Origin of the sequence: Paenisporosarcina sp. HGH0030, from assembly GCF_000411295.1 — a bacterium.
Taxonomy (GTDB): domain Bacteria; phylum Bacillota; class Bacilli; order Bacillales_A; family Planococcaceae; genus Paenisporosarcina.
Genome location: NZ_KE150421.1, coordinates 1,408,363 through 1,429,944 on the forward strand (window position 1 = coordinate 1,408,363; position 21,582 = coordinate 1,429,944).

A 21,582-nucleotide genomic window follows, 5' to 3' on the forward strand; every position below is an offset into this window, starting at 1 on the left:
TTTAAGTTCACTAACATATTGTAGTTTTGGCTTCCAATAATTTGGATTGTTAGTTTGAAGTTAATGTTTTGTTTTCAACTCAGTCAGATTTATTGGGTGCCAAACCCTCGAGAACTCTTAAGGAACGAAGAGTTCTTCCAAAAAAACACTATCTCTTATGAGATGGTGTTTTTTCTTTTAATGATATAGTGTGTTACATATAGCCCAGTGGGTGGCTTTCTTCTTTGTTTTTCACTCCGAGTGACCAAAAATAATAGCCCTTCCACAAAACACTTAACCCGCTCAGTTATCTGGTACAAACTCTAAATTAAACATACAAAAAGGATTCCAAATTCGCATATAAATTGGGCCTAAGTATCCTATCGATTAGTCAATTGCATGTACTAAAGGCCACATGCGGACCTCTATTTTTTTTGAGAAATGCAAGATAGGCTGGGCACTTTCAACTTGAATTCCCTGGTTGGATAATATCGTGTTATGACTTATTTCTGCTTCTGCGTGCTGAAGCATCCATGGTTGATGCAAAATATCACATCGTAAGGGTACTCCCCTTTTGTTCAGTGTATATAAACAATAGCGCTCGGACATCCATTCATCAAAAGTGCCTTTAGCTGCGTGAAACGGTTCAGAAATTGGCCAATAGCTACAGAGCAATTTTGAATTATCGTCACTTAGTCTCCTGCTTTCATATTCAACGGTAGGTCCATTATGCTTCACCACAATATCAGCATATAAATATGGTAAGTGGTAAAATATTTTAGCCGTCTTTATTGCAAGCAAATTGGTAGCATCCAGACTAAAAAAGTAAATGCCTGGCTTACCATCAATCGTTACATACGTTCGGACGTTGAGCTCAGGAAAGCGATTAGTACCAGGCAGAGGCGGTAAGCCTCGTAATCGTATGCCAGTCATATGAAATGGAACTACACCTATCCAGCCCATATCATTAAAAGAGTCTATCGCTAGCACATCGGGTACTAGTCTTCGTAACACCTCAAGTTTAATAGGATAGTGGGCAAATAAAAGGTCGTTCCAAGTCTGCTTCATCGTCCATGGTAAATGTGGTAGTGGCCATTGGCGATGACTGTCGTCCCATCGGGTTATTTTTGAGTCAATATGTTCTCCCATAACTAATCCACCGCTCTTTACCATCATTTACAAATGTAACTATTCTGCTACAGTTATCTCAATTAGAAAATCCTTGTTCTACTTCAATAAAAAAGTGCACTAATTCTTATTTTTCAATTAAAATAAATGAATTGATTAGCCTTTTATATAATAGATCAAGCCTAATAAAAATGAGAGGTTCAATAAAAAAGCCCCCAAAATGTGGAATCCTCTAGGGCATATAACTTTGCCCAGCACCTACTGCACTCCAAGCAATAAATCTCATCGCGATTAACCTACCTCCATGTTATGCTTCGAAAGTTTAGTTAGTATTAGGAATCTGGAGTTAATTATACTTAAATAAATTAACTTCATCTTGCTGTTATCGGCATATTCTATGGAAGTAATCGAATTAATTACAGCTAACCTCCACTCCTCCTCTGTTTTATGATTTATTAAGGAAGAGATTAAGAATGTTATTGATTAGTATTTTTATTGAACTGTCTTATCTCTTTTTTTTATAGAGGGAATAAGAATACCAAGCAGTTTATCGTTAACAATATTTTTATAAAATGATGATACACCAATAGATGGAGAGCCATTTCGCGTATTACACATTTCAGATATGCATCTTGAAAATATATCTGTTTTACCTTCTTAACTTTCTTCAATTCTGAATAATCAACCCATAGATTTAATTACTTTGACGCGTGATTTCCTAGATCGTGAGCGTACGATACCAAAACCACTGCCTTATTTACAAGTTTTGAATTTTATGGGCTTCGCATACTTTTCAGAATTCAGGAAGGGCTTTTATTCTTCAACTTCAACGACGATATTGACGATAGAGGCATCGTGATCTTTGATGCGAAGCGGTGCTGTAAAGGCAGAAGTGAGCTTTTTGCCGATCAATGGCTCTGGATTGATGTCTTCATAGATGAGCATCGTCGGTTCTTCATACTTTTCATGATCCAAGAAGGCATGATGCACAAAATAGCCGTTTCCTTTTGCTTCTGTCAGGTTTTCAATGCTCAACGTATCAATGGCCACAGCTTTGCAGTTAGGCAATTTTGTTCGGATATATTCGGCGGCTTCCGGGGAGACAGCCGGGAAATTATTGGCGTATTTCTCGAAATCCGTATCCCGGTGTTTCCAATGACTCGTATTGAAGATTAGAATATCAGCTTCGTTCAGCTCTTCATATTCCTCTAACTTTTCAATGGTGATAAAGCCGTTAGGGCCTACCGGGCAATCGATTACCAAAGGCTTCCGATAGATAAAATCTTCAATAGGAATAGCGTCTATTCCCTTGCCATTATTCAAATGATGTCGCGGGGCATCAACATGGGTCCCGGCATGAAGATACATACTCAATACGCTGCCGTTCCAGTCATCTCCTTTGTTCAAGCGTTCTCTTGGTTCTAATTTCACTTCAGGCAAACCTGGATAAACGGGCATTCCTTCATAAATTGGGTAACCAATTTCAACGTATTTTGACATACTGACACGCTCCCTATATTTTAGTTATATTAGATCCCTAATTTAATGGACGTAATTGCTCAAGGCAAGATGGATTTTTTCTCTGCCAATTCCGCTTTTTTTTGTATCCTCCAAAAGGTATTTGGACTCCTCCGGCAGCTCCGTAACTATTGATAAACACCTGTCCTGATTTTCAGAAATGGCAACATATCCGGATCTTACCGAACTCTAGACATTTATATTCCACTTTTGAAACATCATTAAAGATGGTGCTGGAGAAAAAGGAAAATATTCTAACATTTCTAATGAAAAATAGTCAGTCGATAAGTGAATTCATCATCTAAAACCCAAATTGACAATAACTCTTTAATAACCTCAATATTTGGAGACCCCGTTAGTTGAACAAGAAATGCATTACTCTTTTTGAAGTAAAGCATCCGTTAGCTGAGTTAGCATCTACTTTTGCATATCATCATCGAACTGTGAAGCAACTAATTACATCTGAAGTTCCTCTTGATTTTGAATGTCATACAAACAAAATCTTAGTGCTAATTTTCGTATAAAGGTATAATATTAGTATCTTAAAATCAAAGGAGTCTTGCCTTATGAGTCAAAGAGTTCCCTATTATGATATTGCACCTGATGGTATGAAAATTATGATGGATATGGAGAAGTACACTAAGCAGACTACAATTAATAGAACTACTAGAGAGTTAATCAAAATTAGAGCCTCTCAAATTAACGGTTGTGCCTTCTGTATAGATATGCATACATCTGATGCTCGTAAGATGGGTGAATCCGAACAACGCATTTATTGTTTAAATGCTTGGAATGAATGTTCTTTTTATACACCTGAAGAGAAAGTTGCTCTCGAACTATCTGAGCATATTACTCTAATCCCTACTAAAAGAGTTCCTGATGACTTATACAAGCGTGTCCGAGAACATTATGATGAAAAACAATATGTTGATCTAGTTCTTATTATTAATCAGATAAACAGTTGGAATAGAATCTCTATTGCAATGGGCAATACACCAACAAAGATTTAACTTCTTAACGAACATCCTTTGGTGTTCGTTTTTTCATTTATTTTGTTGCACAGTTTGTGTCAAAAGCAACATTACACAGTCATTCTCTTATTGAACTAAACTGCCCTGTTAGTTCAATAAGAAAAAAGGCTTCACTCCTTATTGAAGTAAAGCACCAGTTAGTTGAAGAAAAAATGCGTTCTGTAAAATATCTATTCTATCGCTGAACGAGTGTGCTGCATGCACTCCTAGTAGACATAACACCCGGATTGGGAAGTATTCGATTTCATAACTCCATAAGAAAAGCTGCCCTTTAAAGGCAGCTGGCTTCACATGGTATATATACCAACTGACATAATGTTAAAAAAAAAAATCGTCCGTTCTATCGGACGATTTTTTCTTATTGTGCTACTTCGCTGGCAATACTTGATTCTGCTAAGCCGACTTCTTTAAGTACCTTATTTAATTCAGCTTCAGCCTCTTCAAATTTAGCATTTGCCTCATCTAATACAACGTCACCTTCTGCAGCTAATGCGTCTGCTTTCATTGTATAAGCTTCTTGCATTTTGTTTAATGCTAAGTCAATTGTTTCTTGATGATCTTTTAATCCAGCTGGAACTTCTAATTCTTCTACTTTAACCGCAGCATTTCCAGCAGCTATTTTTGCAGCATCCCGCATTTTTTTAAGCTCAGCAGCTTCTGGAGGTGCTTCTACATCTATATTTTCATATGCATTTAGATCTGCATCTACAGCATTAATAGATTGAGAGATTGATAAGTAAAACTTCATCATATCTCCAGCAGGGTTCGCTTTTTCTTCAGATATAGTTTCTTCAGGTTTAGTTCCTTCAGTCGTTGTAACTTTTTTCTCTTCTTTGTCTTCAGTACAAGCTGCAAGAACTAAAGAAAGTGAAGCAATAAGCAATAATAGTTTTTTCATCATTCAATCTCCTTTAATCTTGGGAATATTTAGTTATATTATCACAGATAAACTCCCCTGTAAATGAATTACCAAATATTCAGCTGTTTAGTAACGATTTATTCAAAGATCATTGGCGAACACGTTTCTAAACGGAAAGTATTACTTAGTATTTAACTGATCTTTTAATTCTCATATAATGCAAACTAAATCACAACGAATGAATCCATTTTAATCAATCTTTTTTAAAAATTTATGGTAATTAGCTAACCGTTTTTCTATTTGTATAATTGATAAATTTGGTGCATCGTAAAATGCAGTTATTTTTAGTTGTGGTCTTATACATTATTTTATTGATAGTCTCATGATAATTTCTTCGCCGATACGTCCTATTTGTCTCTCATTTGTATCTTCAAATCCTACTTTTAAATATAGTTTTTGTGCTGGAATATTATCTTTATCTACAACTAATACAATTTCATCACATTTAGGGAATTCTGATTTAACAAACTCAATCAGTAATGACATCCCTTGTTTAGCGTAGCCTTTTCCTTGCTCTGTATTATTAATTGATAGAGCAGTTAATAACAAAGCGTTCAGATTAGTGGAGTATTTCTTTACTCGGTCATTTGAATTTAGTAGAAAGAAACCAACAGGTGTATTATCACTTAAAATAACAATACGATACTGTCCTTCTGTAACTTCCCCAAATTTGTTTGGTAATGCAGAAAATTGTTTTTGTTCTTCTGTAAGTACAAAAGAGTTCAATACTTTCATATACTCACTTGAAAAATGCTTTAGTTCGACACTGTTAAACTTTTCCATATAATAATTCCCCATTCATTTTTTCTATATCCTACCACTCTAAATGTAGTGATTACATCATTAAAGATAATTTATTTAACTATCCCTGTTGAACTAAACTGCCCCGTTAGTTCAATAAGAAAGGTGCTTTGCTTCCCTTATTGAAGCAATGCACTAGGTAGTTAAATAACCTATATTTGTTCTTGATAACAATTTAATCGTAAAGGTTCTATTTTTAATGGTATTTTAAACTCTTCAAGATTTTCGACCAAATGATAAAAATCATCCACATCACCATCGGTATCAAAATACCATTCTGACGTTTCCAAACTTCTAAGTTCATTAGTTGGGGAAAATACAAATTCACAATGGAGTTGTTCCATCACTGAATATTCGTTATCTTCATAGACAGTAAATTGTCTAACGAAATCAAAATAAAATAATTTTTCTCCTGTAAAAACGTATACTCCACATTGGAAGAGTAAGCTATTTCCTCTTCTCCTTCAACTGGTTATCTTCCAAACGATTTAAATTCATTCCAAACATTTGCTATATTAGTTGTATTTTCACCAATCTTCTCTTTGAGGAAACCTTCAGCATTTTGGACAGTAATCATATCGTCTCTCCTTTAATCAACTTAGTATATCGTCCCTTTTGTACCAAATCTTTCTTCAACTAAACTGCCCCGTTAGTTCAAAAAAAGAGCTGAAATCAGCCCAATGTTCTTTAACTAAAGCACCTGCCGATATATTTTTACTCTTAATTGGGAAACTCTACTCTACCCATACTTTATATCTCTTAGGTTCATCTTCTGATGTATATACTTTTATTTCTTTTGCAGTAGCTAACCTAAAAGCCAATTCACCAATGAAGCTGCCCATACATCAGGTGGTCCAGAAAATGGAATCCTTTCGGTTTTTCATCCAGCAAAATAATTTGATAAGCATAGCAAAGCTAAAAAACGGAAAGAATAATAGCAACTAGAAGTCGAGGCGAGGAGTATTCTAAGATGAGTTTCTTTAAAAAAAATTCATTACACAATTATCATGTCAATGAAAGCGATCAACAACTTACTAATGATATTAACAAAAATATACATACTATCCGAGAATATCTTTGTCAAACAGAAGACTTAATAGTTAAAGATATGATGTTTAATAACAAGGATTGCACTATTCTTTTTCTAGATTCGATGGTGAAAAAAGATTTTCTTCAATCTTCTGTTATAGGTCCTATATTGGAAATGAAATCAGGAGAAATTCAAAATGTAGTGAAGGCTACTGAATTGAAATGTTCTTCAAAAATTTCAGAAGTAGGGGCTAGTTTATTAGAAGGTTTCTGTACTATTTTATTAGAGAATGATGCGATTGCAAAGTCAGTCGCTGTAGGAGAAATTTCAGCGCGTACTATAGAAGAACCTGTTAATGAACGGAGTATTATAAGTTCTCATGATGGGTTTGTCGAAAATTTAGGTACTAATATTCTACTTTTGAGAAGGAGAATAAAAAGCCCTCAATTAAAAGTGAAATTTTTCACTTTAGGAAAACTTACAAATACGAAAGTAAGTATGGTGTTTATAGAAAATCTTGCAAATAAAAAAATTCTAGAAGAAGTTGAACGAAGAATTACTTCTATTGAAGTTGATCAACTACTTTCAATTGGCGAAGTAGAGGATTACATTGAGGACAATCCTTATACTCCTTTTCCTCAAATGTTGTCTACTGAAAGGCCTGATAGAGCTGCGTCGTACTTAACCGAAGGGAAAATCATATTACTTGTTGATGGTAGTCCTAGAATTTTAATTTTGCCAATTACTTTTTTTGCATTTTACCAATCGCCTGATGATTATAATAGTCGTTGGCTAGTAGGTTCTTTTTTTCGATTTATTCGCTTCTTTAGTTTTATCATTGCTATCAGTTTGCCGGCAATTTACATTGCCATCGTTTCTTTTCATTCTGAAGTACTTCCAATTGGAATTTTATATTCCATCAGGGTTTCATTAGAATACGTCCCCTTTCATCCTTTAATAGAAGCTTTTACGATGCAAATCATTCTTGAGTTACTAAAAGAAGCTTCCATTCGTTTACCTACTCCGATTGCTCAAACAATTGGTATTGTGGGGGGGCTTGTAATTGGGACAGCCGTAGTGGAAGCGAATTTAGTTTCAAATACGATGATTGTTGTAATTGGACTCACTGCCATAGCTTCATTCATAGCACCAGTAAATGAAATGGGAACCAGTGCTAGGTTATTGGGATTTCCTGTCATGATAGCCGCATCATTGTTCGGGTTTTTTGGAATTGTACTTGCATTAATGGTGCTCGTTATTCACCTTTGTAAATTAGAATCCTTTGGTATGCCTTACTTTGCGCCATTCGCACCTTTTAACATAGCGGACATAAAAGATACATTCGTGAGACTCCCTTTTTGGAAACTTAACACACGACCAACAGACTCCAAGCCCGTATACAAAAAACAACAATGGCATACACGGGGGTGGAAGAAGAAGTGATTACTGAAAAAATATCAATTACAAAGTTTCAGTTGTTTTTTGTATTAATTCAAAGTCAGATTGGTATTGGTCTTTTTTCTTTACCAAATGTTGTCCAAGAATCAGCAAAAGGGGACTCGTGGATATCGATCATTTTAGCAGGGATAATTGTCCAATTCTTGTTGGTTGTATATTGGTTATTATTAAAAAGATTTCCAAATGATACATTTACAAAAATAACCCAGAATATCCTTGGCGGTTTTTTGGGAAAAATATTAAATTTTATCTTTTACTTTTATTTTATTATGACCGGAAGTTTATTAACCATTCTAATGGTGAAAGTAATAAAATTACTATTATTGCCTTTAACGCCGAACTGGGCTATATCCTTGCTTTTATTAATCACCAGTATTTATTTGACCGTCAGCAATTTAAAAATAATAGCCAGATTTTTTGTTCTAGCTTCTACGCTGATAATCGTATTACTGTTTATTACTCTTTTTACTCTAATACTTCCGAAAGAGATTCAATTCATCCTTCCAATTGGGAGTTCAGGCATTAAAAACATTCTAATTGGCAGCAAGAGTGCATTATTATCGAAGTTGGGTTTTGAAGGATTATTGTTTTTATATCCCTTTATTATTCATAATAACAAAGGAGTATTAAAAACCATATCAATGGCAAATATCTTCGTCACAGGCTTCTACACCTATTTAGTCTTCATTTGTTTAATCAGTTTTAGTCCTGATCAAATGAATCAAATAAGAGAGCCAGTGTTATATCTTTTAAGGGGACTATCTTATAAAATGATTGATCACGTAGATTTGATTTTTCTCTCGATTTGGATTGTACCAATGACAACGTCAATTATTGCTTATTTATTCCTTGCAAGTAAAAGTATTAGTAATGAGAAAAAGTCTTATAAAAAGACTGTCGTGATAAATGGAATTCTTATATTTTTGATTTCACTTATTCCTCATACTGATGAAATCACGCTTCTTTTTAGCAAATATGTTACTTATTTAAGTTATGCCGTTGTCTTTGTCATTCCAGCTCTCTTATTAATTCTGTCAATCATATTTAAAAAGCATGAAACTGGTGATACAGCTTGAGAAACAGACTCTTACTAATTTTGATAATCATAAATATCTTTTTGGCAGGTTGTTGGGACCAACACCAGCTTGTTAATAAAACACTCGTAAACGGAATCAGTTTTGATTTAACAGAAGAAGGCAAAATACACGCTACAGTTCGAGCCTTGAATATAAAAAGTAAAGGAGGAGGACAATTTGAAATTGAAGATGAACTTGTGAGTGCTGAAAGACCTACTTTGGCGGGTTTAGGAATCGATATTAATAGCATGACAGCTGGGCAGGTGGATTTCAGTCAAGCACATATTATTTTAATCGGTGATGAATTGGCTCAAAATGGGATTCTTCAATTACTAGATCCTTTTTATCGAGGAAAAGACTCGAATATTGTAGCCAAAATTGCGATTACAAAAGGCAAAGCAGAAGATATCATATCTTCGGAAAAAGAAAAAAGCCCGATTGCATTCTTTATTTTACAAACGATTGAAGAAGCAGAGGAATCTACCTTATTACCAGAAGAAACTATTTTTACTGTATGGACAAACATTCTAACTACTGGCAAAGACTTTATCTTACCATATTTAGAAAAAGGAGAATCAGATAAAATTGCGATTGCTGGGGTAGCCCTTTTTAATGGAGATAAGTTTTCTGGAAAAACCTTATCAAAGGAGCAAAGCAGTTTATTATTACTATTACTCGATCAATTAAAAAAGACGAACAATATGGAACTCATGCTAATTCAAGCGAGTGAAGAAGATCGATCCATTGCTTTTTCTACACGGAAGATGAAAAGAAATATGGAGATAAAGGTAGACAAAACAAGTGGAGATATAACTTGTAACATAGATATTAGCATCCAAATAGAAGTGAATACCTATCCACAAAATCTCACTAAAGATTTAAATATAAAAAAATTAAATAAAGAAATTTCTGTAGAATTAACCAATCAGGCTAAGGAAGTAATAGCTATTCTTTTACAAGCAAATTGCGATGCATTTGGTATTGGAATGAGATTAGCTAATACACATCCTGACATATGGAAGAAAATGAATTGGGATGAAGATTATAAAAATGTTCAAATAGAGCCAAAAGTAAATGTAAGTATTATAAAAACAGGTGCTGTCTATTAGACATTACCTGTTTTTATTTTTCAATAACGAAGAATTTCGGGACTTGGTAACTGTGGAACTCTCATCCCCTCCTCATGTTTGGTTGGTAAATTATCATCTAGTTCTTTCGATCGTTTGACGTGCATTGGATTGCCCATGACGAGTGGGATTCCATATTGGTCTAGGAAATAAGCTAAATTCATCCAGTAGTGACCCGTAGGTTCAATTCCAACAACTACTTCTGTCTTCTGAGTTTCTTTCATCGTTGAAGGCTCTTTTTCTTGCAAGCCCCCGGAAATCTTTCTAACAGGAATGCTGCCCCTTTAGTTAGGATGCAACTTCTCTTCTATTACATATCATTTATGACGAAGTAAACTTCATTCAAATCTTGCCTTAGTATTTATCTCATCTTTAGCCCATCTTTATTTACGAGCATTATCATTATTGTTAGCAGATTAATAGTAATAATTTGTAAGTAGAGGAGAGCGTGGTGAAATATAGATGAGATCTCGAGAAACGAGAAAACAAAAGAGATTAAAAAGAGGAATTGTAAGCCTGTTTGGGCTAGTAATTGTATTCTCACTCATTTACCTTTTCATTGGAATGTTAAAAGATTTTGGAGATGTAAATGTAGCAAGAGGTTCAGTGAATGCACAGCAGCAAATAAAGAAACCGAAAAATGGCACCAAAGAGATAGCAAACGACGATACAAACCTTTCAAATGATATGAAACCACCTGTGGAGAAACCAAATGAAAAAAAAGAAAATAACCAAACTGATCCAATTAATCCAAACCCAGAAAGTGATGTAATTCAAACAAATAACAAACAACCCTCTGGCAAAAATCAGAAAGTCGTCTATTTGACATTCGATGATGGACCTAGTGAGTTGACACACCAATTTCTTGACGTATTAAATAGGGAACAAATAAATGCGACTTTCTTTATGGTTGGAGACCGCATAAATCGCTATCCCAATGAAGTGAAACGTGCCGTTACCGAAGGTAATTATGTCGGAGCTCACAGTATGACGCATGACTATCATAGCCTTTATAAAGAAAATCAATTTGTACTAGAAATGCAACAAACAATCTCAATTATCAAACAAGTGACAGGTGAAGATACCACTTTAGTACGCGCCCCTTATGGATCGAAACCAGGTTTGAATTTAGGACTTCGCAATGATTCAGTTGAAGCAGGATTTAAAATTTGGGATTGGAGTGTGGATACACAGGATTGGAGGGATTCTGTTAACTCTTCAAAAGTTGTAAATGAAGTAAGAAGGCAAACAACAAAAAATATTGAAGTCATTTTATTCCATGAAAATCAATCGACTTTGGACGCACTTCCAGAAATTATTAACTATTTAAGAAGCGAAGAATATGAAATTAAGGTATATAATCCCGAAGAACATTTCCCATTAAATTTCTGGGATGATGGGCGTCTTTAAAATGGATAATCTACATACTCATCATATCTAAAATATTGATTTTATCGCCATTAACAACAATTAGACTTTTAAAATCTAGAAGATAGTTATTAAAATTAGGGGGAATATTCATGCGAAAGAGAAAGAATAAGAACGGATATATTTTTTTATTAGTAATGGCATTTATAGTGGTATTTTCTATCATAAAACTTCAAGGTAATGGAATGCTGGGAAATAATGAAGGTTTAGCTAAAGAATCTTCTGAAAAGATTGTGAATTCAGCTGAAGCATCTTATGAAAATAAAGTAAAAACTACTACAAAGATCTTAACAGGTAAAACAATCGTAATTGATCCCGGTCATGGCGGAGGGGATATTGGTGCAAGTGGACAGAATGGAACAATTGAAAAAGATGTAACATTAACAATGTCTAAAAATATTCAAAATAATTTAGAGGAACGTACTGGTGCTACTGTTATTTTAACCCGTAAAGACGATGTGAAAGTATCACTTGAAGATCGTGTGAAAATTGCAGAAGAAGAGAATGCAGATCTGTTTGTTAGTATACACTTTGATGCCTTTTTTACAAATGATGTTGAAGGCATTACAACTTATTATAATAATACGGACGAGCCTATAGCGAAATTAATACATGAAAATATATTTAAAAATGGACTAGATGCTAGAAATCGTGGAGTAAGATTAGGAGACCTTTATGTATTAAGAGAAAACTCAAGACCAGCCATCTTACTTGAACTTGGGTTCATCTCAAATTCAAAAGATGAAGCGCGTATGACTTCAGAAGAGTTTCAAAAAAACACGGCAAATTCAATTGTTGACGGAATAATCGATTCTTTAAGTAGTAATATTTAAACCACATATAAAAAAATAAGAAGTTAATGTCTATAAAAAATAATCAAAAATACTTCTGAACTGCATTGACAAGACTAATTGGATTTTAAAAAAATTAAACAATAACGGCAAGTATCTTTATGGTAAGTTAATCGGTAATCTTTTGGTTTAAAATTCCACAAAATACAAAAACTTTATTTCCAATTGATACCTTCTTGACTTCATCTTAACATTGTCTGGTGATAATCATTTTGTAAGACAAATAAAACAATGAAATGAGGGATATTAAAATTTCACAGAAGTTAAAAAACTTTATTTCCAATTGATATCGTCTTGGTTTCATCTTTACATTGTCCAATTATAATCGTTTTTGTAAGGCAAATAAAACTATGAAATGAGGAATTTAAATGGGTAAAAAGAATTTATTCACTGTACTTAGTATTTCAACAGCATTATTAGTAGGAACTGGAAGTGCCTATGCTACACAAAATCAGAAAGATGAGTCAGTAAAAGCGGTACAAATAGTTAACAAAGAATCGAATGAAATAACAAAACAAGAAGTAAAAGTACAAGAAAGCAAAAAAATACCAACTCAATATAGTTTTACTGATGAGGCTTTTTTCACATGGGATGGTCAGCCTGATTACTTTGCGAATGAGTTTTTAAATAATCAGGACCTATTTTCTTTATTAAATATGAATGGTGCAGAATTAAAACAAGAATTAGCAACTGGAAAATCGGTTGATGAAATTGCATCATCTAAAAATGTTTCTACACAACAAGTGATTGAGGTCATTGCGAAAGCACAAACTATCGTGCAGATTCAAGGTGAAGAAAATGGAGAAGTTCCTAAAAACTCTGCTTCAATGGAACAACGTTTAAAAGATATTGAACCGAAAGTATTACAAGTAATTGAGCACAAAAGTAATTGAGCACAGAACTGAAACACCTTGGAATTAATATTCTGTTTCACCGCTTTACCGATTTAAGAAAATTCGAATATTAAAATCTTAAGTAAAACAAGAATGCCTCCTCTTTTTGACTGGGAACTGACCCCATAGTTTGAGACAAATAAAAACACCTTAAGTTGAAAAACAGGTATGTAATACCTAAAGACAACTTGGAGGTGTTTTTATATGGGTACAATAGTAAGTTATCCAGCAGAAGTTAAAAAGAGCAAGTGAATTAAGATAGCTGAGTATCTATAAAACCAAATAAACACAAATCAAAACATGGGTGAGATTTGATCCCTGTCTCATAGCAGTTCGCTAGGAGGACGCTCTTTCTTTCATACCACATTTAATAACAGTCATCTACTTCAAATGAAAGATTGGATGGTAACGTGATGTTTAAATACAGTACATTTCAAAGATTCATATTTAAATAAAAGTAAAATAGTACTCCATCTGAAGTATTCATGACACCACACTTCACACCATGTAGATTTAATATATTTTTCGAAATGGCAAGGCCTAATCCAGTACTACCTTCTGATCGTTGTCTAGACGTATCACCTCGATAGAATCGTTCCCAAACCTTTTCTAATTGGTCAACTGGAATATGCGACCCTTTATTTTCCACGCAAACTTTTACCTGCTCATTCTCTACGATGGTCGAAATATAGATATGCTCATTCAAAGGCGTATAACGGATTGCATTTGTAATGTAGTTCGTAATGACTTGTTCGATAAGATGTTGATTTGCTAAAACTTTTATTGAATTCAATTCTTTATGAATGGTTAATTGCTTTTTCTCTATTTCTAAATGTAATTCATGACAAATATGCTCAATTACTTTGTCTAAATAAAAAGATTCCATTTTCATTCTGTACGTTCCGGACTCGTACTTTGCTAGTTCAAGCATATCAATAATTAAACGATCCATCTTGTCGACTTCTTTTTCCATCGCTTCAAAGTAGTAATCCTTCTTATGACTAGCAACACCGTCTCTCAGGATCGAAATACAACTTTTCATAATACTTAGTGGGGTCTTCAATTCATGTGAGACACTTGAGATAAATTCTTTTCTAGTATTCTCTAACTGTTTTTCTTTTTCAATGTCTTGCTGTAGCTGAGTAATGTGCGAATGTAGTGTATCCGATAGTAAATTTATATTCTGAGATAAATCGCCTATTTCATCTTTAGAGTAATATTCAATTCGTTCTGAAAAATCTAAGCCTGCAATTTTTCTAGTTGAATTGTTGATTTTTAATAATGGTCTTGCAATTTTGATTGAATAGTAAAAAGAAGCCAAAATAGTTAGTAGTAACACAAAAGCTATCAAATATATAAAATAATCGTTGACCATTTGTGCAGCTTCATCTACAGGTTGTAAGGAAGCCATTGAAAAGATATAACTGATGTTCCCATTTTTTTCTTTAACCGGATCAATGAACAGCTTATATTTTATTCCATTTTGCTCATAATCAAGCGTTTTGATCGTTGTGAAATGATTTTCTTCATTAAACAATAAATCTGTTTGGAATTCACTAATACGCTCCATAAATAAGCTATTACTATAGATGATACTGGAAACATCATTTTGATCAGGAAATCGTACATTCTGTATGATTCCTTTTGATTGACTGATTTGAAAATTAGAATGATATTGAGATTGATATTTAATTGTTAATGCTATTTTATCTTGCAGATTAAATTCTTTATGATGATCCATTTGGAACTCCTTATCAAGGTTTGTCCAAATAAATTGATTTACCAAATATGAATCATTCTGTGCCAAATATAGATAAAACGGGATTATTATATTATTTTTTTCAATCGTATAAAGATCCACTTCCTCTCCTATTATAATGGTTGGAGTATCTTTATAAACATCTTCTCCTTTTAATAAATGATACAGTGGAATCGTTACGAATTGATTTGAATTTTTAGCGTCACTTATTTTAATTTCTGCATAATAATCATTTGAAGATATAATATTTCCATTTTGATCCAATGTGGTTATCCATGTATTGTGAGTACGATAAAAATCTTGCTCTAATTGCTGGATGGATTGCACATTTCCATTACTTTTTAAGTATTGTTTCTCAAATGATTTGATACTTGATTTCAAATCATTTACTTTCTGATTTTCATAGTATTGCTTAAAGAAGATGGTCTGACCAATATAAATTGTACCTGTAATTAACAAACATAACGTTGTTGTTAATAAAAATAATTTTAAAACAATACCGAATTTCATAAACTCTCCTCAAACTTATATCCTGTTCGAATAATCGTTGAAATCAGTTTTGATTTGCTTCCTAATTTCGCTCGTAAATTACGAATATGTGTATTGATCGTTCGATCATCACCAAAGTAGTCATGTCCCCAAATCTTATATAAGAGTTGTTCTCTTGTAATCACGATTCCTTGATTTTGCATTAAATATGTTAAGATTTCAAATTCGGTATGTGTTAAATTAATATTTACTCCTTCTACCTTTACTAACCTTGAAGAAAAATCTACTGTAATACCATTTTTAGTTAAAGTATCTATTGATCCTTCATTCAATCGATATCGACTTTCAAGTAAACGTTTGACTCTTGCTAATAAAATTGGTGGACTATATGGCTTTGTGACATAATCATCAGCACCTAGCTCAAACCCAAGTAATGTATCATCCTCATCAATACGTGCAGTTAACATGATGATTGGAACATTTGATCCCTTACGGATTCTTCTACAAACAGTCCATCCATCTACTTTTGGCAACATGATATCAAGAATAATTAGATGAAAAGCATGTTTTTGAAATGATTCTAATGCTTGTTCACCGTCAATGGCTTCAACCACCTCATAACCCTCGTTTAGGAAATAATCTTTCACAATTTCACGTAAAATAGTCTCATCTTCTACTATTAAAATTTTGTACTGCATTATCAATTCACACTCTCTTTCAATGCTCCTTATTCTTAGATTCTATCCAATAACTCTTCGATTACTCCATTACTTAAATGAATAAATCGTTCCTATTAAGAACGGGAGTAGATTTAAAAGGGAAAAAACCGGAAATAAGAAAAATGTTGCAACTTTACCATTGTTATTTAATTGTTTACCAATGGTAATGTACTAACTTCTTTCAATATTTGAGTTTCAATAAATTTAATTTTTAATTCTGTTTCAAAAAAGTATAGCCTGACGAAATAAAGATTAGGTAAAGATACCGAATAAAAGTTTACGATCTCAAAAAATAAATAGTCCATTTTGTCATGGCTTCAGCAACCTTCTGGTGAGCTAATTAGCTGCTCATTGATCTTAAACTCAAGCACCATTAGTTGATTAAGCACTTATGCTTCTTTACTTCTCATTCTAAACCCGTTCGCTAACCTTGACTCTCCAAATCATATGATCATACCCTTCGTCCCAATAATCCTTTAACAAGTAATCAGGTTCTCCAAACTTCTTTTTCCAGATTTTTTGTGCACTAATATATCCACTATCTAAACAAAATTCTTCTATGCCTTTATTCTGTAAAGTAAAATACATTTTATTTAATAGCAAATTCCCTACCCCAATCCTCTGGTAGTCAGGAAGAACAAATACTGTACCTATTTCAATTAGCTCTTTGAAAGTATTGTTTGTACAATCACTAATGAGATCGCTTGCTGGGCCGTATTCAATTGAACCAATAATTTTATCACCATCTAAAGCAATCAAAAAATATCTTTTTTCACCATTGCTTTCAAAATCACTTTCTAAGTATTTTTTCTTAACTTTAATTTCATCATTAATATCATCCGACTTCTCCCCTATACCTTCCTTATTAAACGTATCAATAATAACAATTCTAAAAAATTCATTTAACTGTTTAATGTCCTCAATACTTGGCCTTCTAATCACCACATTAATCACCTAAAACCCTCCCAACTCCTATTCACTTGAAACGAAATTGCAGTAATCCTTTTTAAAGTGTCCTGCCTCGTTAGTTGAATAAGAAAAAGAGCTGCTTAAGCAGCCCGATAATCTTTAACTAAAGCACCCGATAGTTGAATAAATAACATTGTCAAATTCCAAAAAAGTTATGTCTCTCTACTTTACAAACTCTGAGAGAAAAGTTTTTATACCATTCAGATTTCCCTTTATTTTGTGCTACTCTATGGGCTGAATTTTCCTTCCATTCTTTTATGGATTGTAAAGAATCCCAATACGAAACAGTAATTCCTAGTCCTTCATCCCGTGCATCTTCGACACCTAAAAATCCATTCTGCTGAGAAGCTAATTCCACCATTTTATCCGCCATTCTGCCGTAACCATTATCTCCTTCAGTTCTTTGTGAAGAAAAAATCACTGCGTAATAAGGTGGTTCAGGAGTTTTCGCAATTCCACTCATATGTAAGTCCCCTTAGAAATTTATTTTTCACTATTATAAAAAATCCCAGCATAATCTCAGGTCTTATTATTGAACTAAACTGCCCCGTTAGTTAAATAATAAATGCTTTAATCTATGCACCTGTTAAGGGAAAACGCACTTTTCTAAAAGGTTGGAAAAATAGCATCCAACAAGAAAATTAATAATACGATTATAGCGAGAATAGTAAACTCTTTTTTATCGAAATTTTTATCTTCGCTGTATTTTTGTTTAATACTCCTATATTTAGCCTGTATCTTTTTTTGTATATGTTTTTTATCGTCTGACATCAAAACAGACTCCTTTCCATTTTCAATCGTCACCTCTGAATTTTTATTTATATTCCTTTCATTCTATACCTTGTGAATAAAAACCTTCTTAAACTAACCTGCCCCGTAAGTTGAATAATAAAAAGGCTTTACCCCTTATTGAAGTAAAGCCTCCGTTTGTTTACGTACATTCCTTCACAAAAATGAACTAACTCCCTCTAAATCCATTGCCAAAAAATTACTAAATCCCACTAAACCACCACCCAATAAGAATGAGACTCGCTCCCCCCCAAACTGTGGTTCCCACTATCCACCAAACTATGGATTTAGTTGAACTTTTCTTACTTTCCATATTTCTTATTATAAAAGTGAGCTTACTATCCATATTTTTTTTCATAGAAGCGAGAACAATAAATCCGATTATAATGAAACCAACAGTTATCCAAAGTAATAAATCCAATTTTTTAATACACCCCCTTTTTGTGAATTACTTTCCTAACTTGCTACGTAACTTAAGAACTTCCCTTCGCAATTTCTACTATATTTTAAACATAAATATTCAATTATCTTCGGAGAAAGTCTTCTTGTTGCTTTGGAATAAAGTTTGATTAAAAAGTACCGCGAAAACCCATATTTTACGAACTAAAAGAATCCACTTTGAAAAAAGATTGATCAAAATGGATTCTTTATCAGAAGATTTAAGTTTGGTTTTATAAAAAAATTTGATCATTTTCTGTCTGTGTTGTTCCACAATCGCGCCCTTTAATGGAGTAACAAGGACTTCCGCTTTTGCATACTTCAATATTCTCCTTTAATTACAAAAAACGAGCCACGAATTGTTCCAGCTAGTTTAGACTTCTGCCTAGCAAACTTAAACTTCCCTTCTAACTCGTTTGGTACCTCCATCCCCTCAGAAAGCTTAAAACCAACGGCCCGCTTCTTAGGGCCATCAACCGTATACATGACGTTGACCACAAGACCATCCTCATAAATGACGTAGGCAAATTTGATATTTTCCAGTTGAAAACGCGACGTTTCTAAAGGTTGGGCCGCAAACTCAATATCACGATCTTCTTTCAAAATTCGGTTCACATAATCAAGGGTCTCCTGGCTTTCGCTAGCTGGTACAACCGTAAATTCATGCTTGTATTTATTCATAAAGTAACGGGCTTCATTAGCACGTAAACCAGCAAGCGCCTCTACTACAGGTGAAGATTCTAAACCAACCGTAGACACATTTTTAAAATCAACGATATAGGACATTTCCATCTCTCCTTTTATCTTTTTATTTCCTAACAACAGGAATCCACATTTCACCAAAAACTAAGCCGTTTCGCTGCCCCATCTCAACCGTTGCATTTGGCCCACCAACATAGGCAAAATTCTTTGCTTCTGGCAAGACTTGACCGAAGGCAAGGCCAGCAAGCTTATTATTCAATTCATCAGCCGTCTTACCTTCCCCATTAACAACTAGGTATTCCCCTTTAGGAAATTGGATTACTCTGGCTTCTTCTGGTGCCGATGCCTCTGTCATGACGCCAGCATAATGCATCATCTTGTTATTCACTGCTTCGTTCACGGCAAAAATGTAGTCATTTGTGGCTATGGCTTTTAAAGAGTCAAGCCTTCCATCTTGGCTGAAGGCTTGCCAAAAGTCTGACTTTTCCTTGTTTATCCCAGCAAAGTCTGTGTAATCGCTCTTAAGCTCAGTTCCAAAACCTAAAACGGTAAAGCTGTCTTTTTCTTCTAAGGTATAATCTGCCATATTCAAAACCTTCCTCTTTTTTATATTTATCAAATGAATTGTCTTCTTCACTTGATAGGTTTATGATAGCCTTAAATCATGTCAAAAAATGATACTGTTTAGGAGTCACGATGAAAAAAGTTGAACGGATTAATATCATCATGCGGTATATCAACAACCGCGCCCACTTTACAATTTCTGAAATCATGCGAGAATTTAACATCTCTCGTTCGACAGCTATTAGAGATATCAGAGAAATTGAGGCCATGGGGATGCCACTTGTCGCTGAAGTTGGAAGGGATGGGGGTTATTTTGTCATGCACAACTCTGTCCTGCCCGCTCTTCGCTTTACCGATAATGAGGTCAAAGCTCTTTTTATTGCCTTTATGGCCACAAGAAATCAACAACTTCCCTATCTAAAGAGTCGTCAGTCTTTAGCTGAAAAATTACTAGGCCTCATCTCAGAAAACCAGCAAAATGACCTTGTTCTTTTAAATCAAATCTTGCTTTTTGAAGGGACCAACCCCAATAATCCCGACCTACTTGATCTTTCAGACCTCCCCCATCCCATCTTAGAAAAACTCATCCAAATCCTTCTTTTGGATAGCTATTTATTGATTACCATTAAAGAAGAGAAGGTAATAAAGTCTTATCCAATTTATCTCTTGCACCTTTATCATGAAAAAAGCCTTTGGCTAATTGAAGGCTTTGACTTAAAGGAAGAAAAGAAGCAGATTTTTCCTGTCGAGCATCTCACCAATGTCAAACCCTACCCAACGAAAAAAAGATTAAGTAAGAAAAAGATTTTAGAAAAACTAAGTAAGCAGGAAGAAGTAATCAACCTTGTCCTTGAACTTGGTCCTAAAGCGATTGCCCAGTTCAAAAAATACCATCCTTTAAAAGTTTCAATTTCCTATACGAATCCTTACCAAACCACAGCCATTCTAAAGACTTTTATCAATGTTAATAAGCCCGAAGAAGTGACCGAAATAACAAATTGGCTACTTTTCCTAGGTGGGGATATCAAGGTCAGGGAAGTGCCAGAAGAAGTCTTGGAAGGTTTACAGGAGAGATTATGCTTATACTGCCCATAAAATGTATCAATCAAGGAAACAGCGTTACTGCATGGTGAGTTTTTTGACATCGAAGCAAAAAGACGATCGTTGGAAAACCTAACTATAGTCTTTAGTTGTCCTTATTCAACTAAAGCATCCGTTAGTTGAATAAGAACAGAGACACTTCTTAAACATTCGCGCCCGTTTGCAGAATCACCGTATACAAATTATCCCCCAAATCCAAATAAAACCATAAGCAACAGTGGTAAAGCTAATCCAATAACAAGAAGAATTATTACTAAAAATCCTATATATTTGAGAATTCCCTTCTCCTTTGTCTTAAAGGCACAAATGCCCGAGATAATACCGCCTACCATAAGTATAATTCCAGAGATAAAAAGTATCCCAATAACGATTTTTTCTATAAAAGTCGGATTTTCAGATATAAAATAGCTAACTCCAAATGCAATTACTCCTATAATACTGAAAGCAAGTGACCATTTACTCTTCTTTTGTGTAGCCAATAATTTCACCCCTCATACCCCGATTGTTGAACACAAGTTATACAACACTGTTCAACTAACCTGCCCCTTTACTTTAATACGTTTGAAACGAATAAAAGCTCCAACTTTAAATAAATTTTCCATATATATAATTATCAAAGAGACGGAAAAGGTAAGATCTTTTTCCGTCTCTTTTAATGATATTTAATAAGGACCTAATGAAAGGTCCTTTTGTTGTGTTCAATATTCAAGCGTTCATCTAAAACCAACTCAACACTGTAGCAGTTAAACCACAGATTACCATAGCAACTGCTAACATAATATACCTCGAGAAATCCCTCTCCCATTTTTGTAG

The 21,582-nt window shown here is 33.9% G+C and carries 21 protein-coding genes and 2 pseudogenes; 8 read left to right on the forward strand and 15 right to left on the reverse strand.

Annotated elements, in window-relative coordinates; genetic code table 11:
• Positions 1-366: 366 nt before the first annotated feature.
• The 3 genes and pseudogenes from HMPREF1210_RS06995 to HMPREF1210_RS18370 form a co-directional block, all read right to left on the reverse strand.
• Complete coding sequence (locus HMPREF1210_RS06995) at positions 367-1,128, reverse strand: YqjF family protein (RefSeq protein WP_016427935.1); 762 nt, start codon at positions 1,126-1,128, stop codon at positions 367-369.
• 792 nt (positions 1,129-1,920) lie between these two features.
• Positions 1,921-2,607: a cyclase family protein gene (locus tag HMPREF1210_RS07000; RefSeq protein WP_016427936.1), complete on the reverse strand. Its 687-nt coding sequence runs from the start codon at positions 2,605-2,607 to the stop codon at positions 1,921-1,923.
• Positions 2,608-2,649: 42 nt separating this feature from the next.
• A pseudogene (locus HMPREF1210_RS18370) lies at positions 2,650-2,779 on the reverse strand (aldehyde dehydrogenase family protein); the annotation flags it as partial.
• 412 nt (positions 2,780-3,191) lie between these two features.
• Between HMPREF1210_RS18370 and HMPREF1210_RS07005 the strand changes: the two are divergent.
• On the forward strand, positions 3,192-3,635 hold the full coding sequence (locus HMPREF1210_RS07005; protein WP_016427937.1) for a carboxymuconolactone decarboxylase family protein: 444 nt from the start codon (positions 3,192-3,194) through the stop codon (positions 3,633-3,635).
• 379 nt (positions 3,636-4,014) lie between these two features.
• Here the strand turns inward: HMPREF1210_RS07005 and HMPREF1210_RS07010 are convergent, their stop codons facing one another.
• Positions 4,015-4,554 carry a hypothetical protein gene (locus tag HMPREF1210_RS07010; RefSeq protein ID WP_036659421.1) on the reverse strand — a complete coding sequence of 180 codons (540 nt, stop codon included), beginning with the start codon at positions 4,552-4,554 and terminating at the stop codon, positions 4,015-4,017.
• A 324-nt stretch (positions 4,555-4,878) separates the two neighbouring features.
• A complete protein-coding gene (locus HMPREF1210_RS07015) occupies positions 4,879-5,358 on the reverse strand; it encodes an N-acetyltransferase (protein ID WP_016427939.1) in 480 nt (159 codons plus the stop codon).
• A gap of 988 nt (positions 5,359-6,346) precedes the next feature.
• Here HMPREF1210_RS07015 and HMPREF1210_RS07025 point away from each other — a divergent pair.
• The 3 genes from HMPREF1210_RS07025 to HMPREF1210_RS07035 are packed head-to-tail and all read left to right on the forward strand — an operon-like array spanning position 6,347 to position 10,049.
• Entirely contained in the window at positions 6,347-7,849 is a 1,503-nt protein-coding gene (locus HMPREF1210_RS07025) for a spore germination protein (protein WP_016427941.1), read from the forward strand.
• On the forward strand, positions 7,846-8,940 hold the full coding sequence (locus tag HMPREF1210_RS07030; RefSeq protein ID WP_016427942.1) for an endospore germination permease: 1,095 nt from the start codon (positions 7,846-7,848) through the stop codon (positions 8,938-8,940). The genes HMPREF1210_RS07025 and HMPREF1210_RS07030 overlap by 4 nt, the downstream gene beginning before the upstream one ends.
• Entirely contained in the window at positions 8,937-10,049 is a 1,113-nt protein-coding gene (locus HMPREF1210_RS07035) for a Ger(x)C family spore germination protein (RefSeq protein WP_016427943.1), read from the forward strand. The genes HMPREF1210_RS07030 and HMPREF1210_RS07035 overlap by 4 nt, the downstream gene beginning before the upstream one ends.
• Before the next feature lie 71 nt (positions 10,050-10,120).
• Here HMPREF1210_RS07035 and HMPREF1210_RS07040 read toward each other — a convergent pair.
• Positions 10,121-10,327 (reverse strand): annotated as a pseudogene (locus tag HMPREF1210_RS07040) (transposase); the annotation flags it as partial.
• Positions 10,328-10,529: 202 nt separating this feature from the next.
• Between HMPREF1210_RS07040 and HMPREF1210_RS07045 the strand changes: the two are divergent.
• From HMPREF1210_RS07045 to HMPREF1210_RS18625, 3 genes are all read left to right on the forward strand, one after another.
• Entirely contained in the window at positions 10,530-11,477 is a 948-nt protein-coding gene (locus HMPREF1210_RS07045; RefSeq protein ID WP_016427945.1) for a polysaccharide deacetylase family protein, read from the forward strand.
• A gap of 110 nt (positions 11,478-11,587) precedes the next feature.
• On the forward strand, positions 11,588-12,328 hold the full coding sequence (locus tag HMPREF1210_RS07050) for an N-acetylmuramoyl-L-alanine amidase (protein WP_016427946.1): 741 nt from the start codon (positions 11,588-11,590) through the stop codon (positions 12,326-12,328).
• A 386-nt stretch (positions 12,329-12,714) separates the two neighbouring features.
• Complete coding sequence (locus HMPREF1210_RS18625; RefSeq protein ID WP_016427947.1) at positions 12,715-13,239, forward strand: hypothetical protein; 525 nt, start codon at positions 12,715-12,717, stop codon at positions 13,237-13,239.
• Positions 13,240-13,672: 433 nt separating this feature from the next.
• Here the strand turns inward: HMPREF1210_RS18625 and HMPREF1210_RS07060 are convergent, their stop codons facing one another.
• The 8 genes from HMPREF1210_RS07060 to HMPREF1210_RS07095 form a co-directional block, all read right to left on the reverse strand.
• Complete coding sequence (locus HMPREF1210_RS07060; protein ID WP_016427948.1) at positions 13,673-15,508, reverse strand: cell wall metabolism sensor histidine kinase WalK; 1,836 nt, start codon at positions 15,506-15,508, stop codon at positions 13,673-13,675.
• Positions 15,505-16,185 carry a response regulator transcription factor gene (locus HMPREF1210_RS07065; RefSeq protein ID WP_016427949.1) on the reverse strand — a complete coding sequence of 227 codons (681 nt, stop codon included), beginning with the start codon at positions 16,183-16,185 and terminating at the stop codon, positions 15,505-15,507. The genes HMPREF1210_RS07060 and HMPREF1210_RS07065 overlap by 4 nt, the downstream gene beginning before the upstream one ends.
• A gap of 432 nt (positions 16,186-16,617) precedes the next feature.
• Complete coding sequence (locus tag HMPREF1210_RS07070; protein WP_016427950.1) at positions 16,618-17,160, reverse strand: GNAT family N-acetyltransferase; 543 nt, start codon at positions 17,158-17,160, stop codon at positions 16,618-16,620.
• Between the two features lie 151 nt (positions 17,161-17,311).
• Complete coding sequence (locus HMPREF1210_RS07075) at positions 17,312-17,638, reverse strand: antibiotic biosynthesis monooxygenase (protein ID WP_016427951.1); 327 nt, start codon at positions 17,636-17,638, stop codon at positions 17,312-17,314.
• A gap of 143 nt (positions 17,639-17,781) precedes the next feature.
• Positions 17,782-17,946, reverse strand: a complete 165-nt coding sequence (locus tag HMPREF1210_RS18010; RefSeq protein WP_016427952.1) for a hypothetical protein — start codon at positions 17,944-17,946, stop codon at positions 17,782-17,784.
• A 220-nt stretch (positions 17,947-18,166) separates the two neighbouring features.
• Entirely contained in the window at positions 18,167-18,385 is a 219-nt protein-coding gene (locus tag HMPREF1210_RS18380; protein WP_016427953.1) for a hypothetical protein, read from the reverse strand.
• A 338-nt stretch (positions 18,386-18,723) separates the two neighbouring features.
• Positions 18,724-19,188 (reverse strand): hypothetical protein, encoded by a 465-nt coding sequence (locus HMPREF1210_RS07090; protein ID WP_016427955.1) that lies wholly within the window; start codon positions 19,186-19,188, stop codon positions 18,724-18,726.
• A gap of 22 nt (positions 19,189-19,210) precedes the next feature.
• A complete protein-coding gene (locus HMPREF1210_RS07095) occupies positions 19,211-19,690 on the reverse strand; it encodes a GyrI-like domain-containing protein (RefSeq protein WP_036659425.1) in 480 nt (159 codons plus the stop codon).
• 110 nt (positions 19,691-19,800) lie between these two features.
• Here HMPREF1210_RS07095 and HMPREF1210_RS07100 point away from each other — a divergent pair, with 110 nt between their 5' ends.
• Complete coding sequence (locus HMPREF1210_RS07100) at positions 19,801-20,763, forward strand: YafY family protein (RefSeq protein ID WP_016427957.1); 963 nt, start codon at positions 19,801-19,803, stop codon at positions 20,761-20,763.
• 188 nt (positions 20,764-20,951) lie between these two features.
• Here the strand turns inward: HMPREF1210_RS07100 and HMPREF1210_RS07105 are convergent, their stop codons facing one another.
• Positions 20,952-21,248 carry a hypothetical protein gene (locus tag HMPREF1210_RS07105; RefSeq protein ID WP_016427958.1) on the reverse strand — a complete coding sequence of 99 codons (297 nt, stop codon included), beginning with the start codon at positions 21,246-21,248 and terminating at the stop codon, positions 20,952-20,954.
• Positions 21,249-21,582 lie beyond the last annotated feature (334 nt).

What these genes read in the sequence shown, in the direction of transcription:
- HMPREF1210_RS06995 (WP_016427935.1), bottom strand. Translation starts at nt 1,128, where the DNA reads ATGGGAGAACATATTGACTCAAAAATAACCCGATGGGACGACAGTCAT.
- HMPREF1210_RS07000 (WP_016427936.1), bottom strand. Translation starts at nt 2,607, where the DNA reads ATGTCAAAATACGTTGAAATTGGTTACCCAATTTATGAAGGAATGCCC.
- HMPREF1210_RS07005 (WP_016427937.1), top strand. Translation starts at nt 3,192, where the DNA reads ATGAGTCAAAGAGTTCCCTATTATGATATTGCACCTGATGGTATGAAA.
- HMPREF1210_RS07010 (WP_036659421.1), bottom strand. Translation starts at nt 4,554, where the DNA reads ATGAAAAAACTATTATTGCTTATTGCTTCACTTTCTTTAGTTCTTGCA.
- HMPREF1210_RS07015 (WP_016427939.1), bottom strand. Translation starts at nt 5,358, where the DNA reads ATGGAAAAGTTTAACAGTGTCGAACTAAAGCATTTTTCAAGTGAGTAT.
- HMPREF1210_RS07025 (WP_016427941.1), top strand. Translation starts at nt 6,347, where the DNA reads ATGAGTTTCTTTAAAAAAAATTCATTACACAATTATCATGTCAATGAA.
- HMPREF1210_RS07045 (WP_016427945.1), top strand. Translation starts at nt 10,530, where the DNA reads ATGAGATCTCGAGAAACGAGAAAACAAAAGAGATTAAAAAGAGGAATT.
- HMPREF1210_RS07050 (WP_016427946.1), top strand. Translation starts at nt 11,588, where the DNA reads ATGCGAAAGAGAAAGAATAAGAACGGATATATTTTTTTATTAGTAATG.
- HMPREF1210_RS18625 (WP_016427947.1), top strand. Translation starts at nt 12,715, where the DNA reads ATGGGTAAAAAGAATTTATTCACTGTACTTAGTATTTCAACAGCATTA.
- HMPREF1210_RS07060 (WP_016427948.1), bottom strand. Translation starts at nt 15,508, where the DNA reads ATGAAATTCGGTATTGTTTTAAAATTATTTTTATTAACAACAACGTTA.
- HMPREF1210_RS07065 (WP_016427949.1), bottom strand. Translation starts at nt 16,185, where the DNA reads ATGCAGTACAAAATTTTAATAGTAGAAGATGAGACTATTTTACGTGAA.
- HMPREF1210_RS07075 (WP_016427951.1), bottom strand. Translation starts at nt 17,638, where the DNA reads ATGAGTGGAATTGCGAAAACTCCTGAACCACCTTATTACGCAGTGATT.
- HMPREF1210_RS18010 (WP_016427952.1), bottom strand. Translation starts at nt 17,946, where the DNA reads ATGTCAGACGATAAAAAACATATACAAAAAAAGATACAGGCTAAATAT.
- HMPREF1210_RS07090 (WP_016427955.1), bottom strand. Translation starts at nt 19,188, where the DNA reads ATGTCCTATATCGTTGATTTTAAAAATGTGTCTACGGTTGGTTTAGAA.
- HMPREF1210_RS07095 (WP_036659425.1), bottom strand. Translation starts at nt 19,690, where the DNA reads ATGGCAGATTATACCTTAGAAGAAAAAGACAGCTTTACCGTTTTAGGT.
- HMPREF1210_RS07100 (WP_016427957.1), top strand. Translation starts at nt 19,801, where the DNA reads ATGAAAAAAGTTGAACGGATTAATATCATCATGCGGTATATCAACAAC.